Source organism: Nitrospirota bacterium (assembly GCA_016235245.1).
Lineage (GTDB): Bacteria > Nitrospirota > Thermodesulfovibrionia > Thermodesulfovibrionales > UBA6898 > UBA6898.
In genome coordinates, this window is the sequence record JACRLO010000017.1 from 1 (window position 1) to 3,236 (window position 3,236).

A 3,236-nucleotide genomic window follows, 5' to 3' on the forward strand; every position below is an offset into this window, starting at 1 on the left:
ACAGAGGGCTCTTCCGTTGACGTGTTCGAAATCGACGGCGCATCCAACAACAGCGTAGACGACGTAAGGGACCTCAGGGAAAGGGTCAAATACGCACCCTCCGGCGGAAAATACAAGGTTTATATCATCGATGAAGTCCATATGCTCTCGGGCTCCGCATTTAATGCACTCCTGAAAACGCTTGAAGAGCCCCCGCCACATGTTATCTTTGTCCTTGCCACGACAGAGATGAAGAAGATTCCAGCAACCGTCCTTTCCCGCTGCCAGCACATGCCGTTCCGGAGGATAGCAACAAGCGTCATCAAGGCGCGGCTTCAGCATATTGCCGATACCGAAAAGATCAGCATTTCCTCTCACGCACTGGGGCTGGTAGCAAAGGCTGCGGATGGCAGCATGAGAGACTCTCTCACGATCCTTGACCAGGTATCCTCATTCTCTGATGAGATCGATGAAGAGCAGGTACAGAACCTGCTCGGACTGACCGACTTCGGCATGCTCGCAAAGGCATCAAAAGCTCTTATTACCGGCAATCGCCCTGACCTCATAGAGATCATAGAGGACCTCACTGAACAGGGCTTTGACTTCAGGGCTTTTGCCAAAGAACTTGCCCAATTCTTCAGGGACCTGCTGATTGCAAGTGTCGTAAAACAGCCGGCAGATGTGCTTGAACTAAGCTCTGAAGAGCTTGCAGCTGTCAGAGAGCTGGTAGCAGCTTCTTCTGAGGATCAGCTCACGCTCATACTCACCGAGGTTATGAAGGCAGAGGCAGATGTCAGAAATTCCTCGCTGCCCAGAATAGCCCTTGAAATGGCGCTCATCAGGGCAAGCTTTTTGAGCAGCCTTAAACCGGTCGGGGAAATCATCAAGAATCTCGACAGCTTAAGCAGAGGATTGCCTGCAGAAGGCGTTATTGATAAACCTGTACACAAACAGCCGGAAACCGCAGCGGCGCTACCGTATACTTCACCAAAACAAAGGCCGGTTGAAACAGTAAAAACAGAACCGCCGGTTGCATTGGCCGCAAAACCGGCAGGTATGCCGGAAGAGGCTGAACCGATCGGAGAAGATATCGACACTGCGCTCTTGCCGGATGTTGCGGAGGAGGAAACCTGCGAAGAGCCCGTTGCAGATGTTATCGTGACGGCCGCGCCTGACCAGGAAAAAGAGATAACCGTCATATGGCAGGAATTATTAGGCAGCATCGATGCCCCGCTTGCCTCAAAGCTTGAGCATGCGTCAATCGAACTGACCGGAGATCAGGTTCAGGTCACCCTGCCGAGCGGCCAGGGATTGTTCATGGACATGATCCGGAAGAATCTTGCTGATATTGAGAAGATTTTGGCTGAACATGCGGGAAGGAAGCTCAGCATAATTCTTTCTGTGCAGAAGAAGAAGGTCGTCCCTAAAAAAGACTTAAAGAACATAGCAGCTGATGAACCGCTGATCAAAGAGGCGCTTGAACTTTTTGATGGCCGGATCATTGACGTAATACCGATAGAATCCCAGACAGATACCAATTCAAAAAACGGAGGAGTCGATGTCTAAGAAAATGTTAGGAGACCTGATGCGTCAGGCACAGAAACTTCAGGAAGAGATGATGAAAGCACAGGAAGAGGCGAAAAAGAAGACGGTTGAGGCGACTGCCGGCGGCGGTATGGTCACCGTCGTTGCAAGCGGCGCCGGTGAAATCGTTTCAATAAAGATCGAGAAGGATGTGGTAAATCCTGACGATGTCGAAATGCTTCAGGACCTGATCCTTGCGGCCACCAATGAAGCTATCAGAAGAGCCCAGGAATTGGTCAACAGCGATATGTCCAAGCTCACAGGCGGGCTTAATATGCCGGGTATGGGCAATCTCGGCGGGATGTTCGGGAAATAAGTAAAGGGGAATAGGGTCTGGGGATTAAGGGTTATTTTCAGCCCCGGCGAAGCATACGGTATTGTGCCGTTAGACCATAACCCAATCCCTAACACCGAATAAATCATGCACGGGATAATCGAAAATCTGATTAATGAACTGACACGGCTGCCGGGGATCGGCAGGAAGTCTGCCCAAAGACTGGCCTTTTTTATCCTCTCGATGCCTGAATCAGAGGCCATGTCCATCGCAGAGGCAATCCGCACGGTTAAGCAGACCGCACGGTTTTGCAGCCAATGTTTTAACATCACTGACAGCGAACTCTGCGAGGTCTGCAGCGATGACTCACGCGACACGAGCAGAATTGTTGTGGTCGAAGAGCCGAGCAACATCCTTGTCGTGGAAAGGTCTAAGGCATTCCGCTGCCTGTATCATGTGCTCCTCGGCGCACTCTCCCCCATAGACGGCATAACGCCGGAGAAGCTGAAGATAAGAGAACTTATCGAACGGGTAAAGAACAATCCTGTGCAGGAAGTTATCGTTGCCACAAACCCCAACACAAAGGGAGAGATCACGGCCCAGTATATCAAGGAAGTGCTCAATCCGCTTGGTGTCAGAGTAACCCGTATAGCATACGGTCTGCCTATGGGGAGTGACATCGAGTTTGCAGATGAAGTTACGCTGAGCAAGGCACTTGAAGGAAGAAGGGAACTCTAAGAAGCTTTATTTCCCCTCTCTCTTCTTTTTCTCAGAACAAGCATTGCCAGAAGCAGTAAGCCTGCAATACCCAGCAGCATGATGTCATACGACGTCATCACGAACCCTGCCTCAACAGGCATGCGGTATCCCTGATCGACAGCCACCCTCGGAGTTTTTTCAGAGATCACCCCGGCCTGAGGCCCAGGTGATGGCAGAATGAGAACTACCGAGGGTTCCTGAACAGCATGTTCAGGCGCAGATTTCTTTACAGCCGCCGGCTCCCTGACCGCATTCCTCCTGCTTTCGGAACGTATGGCGTTTCTGTCCTGATCGTGAAGGTGGTATTCCTCATAATTCAGATCCCATTCTTCACAGTTCTTGAGACATGTATGTCCGTCCTGATAGTCGGTCTTTCCCGGATGTCCATACGCTGCAGAAGAAAAAAGGATAAAAAGCGGAAATAAAAAAAGCGCAATCAGCCTGAAAAACAGATTACGAATGGGAATTGACTTCCTTTATTTTTCTGGACCACTGCGCTGCCTTTGCCATGATCTCTCCTTCATCAACAGCAGTCGGGGTTCCCTGCTCCAACAGTACCTTTCCCCCAACAAGCACGGTGTCGATGTCAGACGCATTCATGGCATAAACCATATGGGAAAATATGTCATATAAGGGAGTC

4 protein-coding genes and 1 pseudogene (1 of these 5 running past the window's edge) are annotated in these 3,236 nt (G+C 50.5%); 3 read left to right on the forward strand and 2 right to left on the reverse strand.

All coding sequences use genetic code 11. From position 1 onward, the window contains the following. The 3 genes from dnaX to recR all read left to right on the forward strand — a co-directional run. The coding region (gene dnaX, locus HZB31_08315) for a DNA polymerase III subunit gamma/tau (protein ID MBI5847937.1) at positions 1-1,545 on the forward strand (1,545 nt) is incomplete at its 5' end. Next, positions 1,538-1,879 carry a YbaB/EbfC family nucleoid-associated protein gene (locus tag HZB31_08320; GenBank protein MBI5847938.1) on the forward strand — a complete coding sequence of 114 codons (342 nt, stop codon included), beginning with the start codon at positions 1,538-1,540 and terminating at the stop codon, positions 1,877-1,879. The genes dnaX and HZB31_08320, both read left to right, overlap by 8 nt. A gap of 105 nt (positions 1,880-1,984) precedes the next feature. Next, a complete protein-coding gene (gene recR / locus HZB31_08325; GenBank protein ID MBI5847939.1) occupies positions 1,985-2,575 on the forward strand; it encodes a recombination protein RecR in 591 nt (196 codons plus the stop codon). Here recR and HZB31_08330 read toward each other — a convergent pair. Further along, the gene (locus HZB31_08330) at positions 2,572-2,745 is read right to left on the reverse strand and encodes an LPXTG cell wall anchor domain-containing protein (protein MBI5847940.1); all 174 of its coding nucleotides are present in this window, start codon (positions 2,743-2,745) and stop codon (positions 2,572-2,574) included. The genes recR and HZB31_08330 overlap by 4 nt on opposite strands. A 304-nt stretch (positions 2,746-3,049) precedes the next feature. Then, positions 3,050-3,236: pseudogene (locus HZB31_08335) on the reverse strand (amidohydrolase); it runs 1,168 nt beyond the window's last position.

What these genes read in the sequence shown, in the direction of transcription:
- HZB31_08320 (MBI5847938.1), top strand. Translation starts at nt 1,538, where the DNA reads ATGTCTAAGAAAATGTTAGGAGACCTGATGCGTCAGGCACAGAAACTT.
- recR (MBI5847939.1), top strand. Translation starts at nt 1,985, where the DNA reads ATGCACGGGATAATCGAAAATCTGATTAATGAACTGACACGGCTGCCG.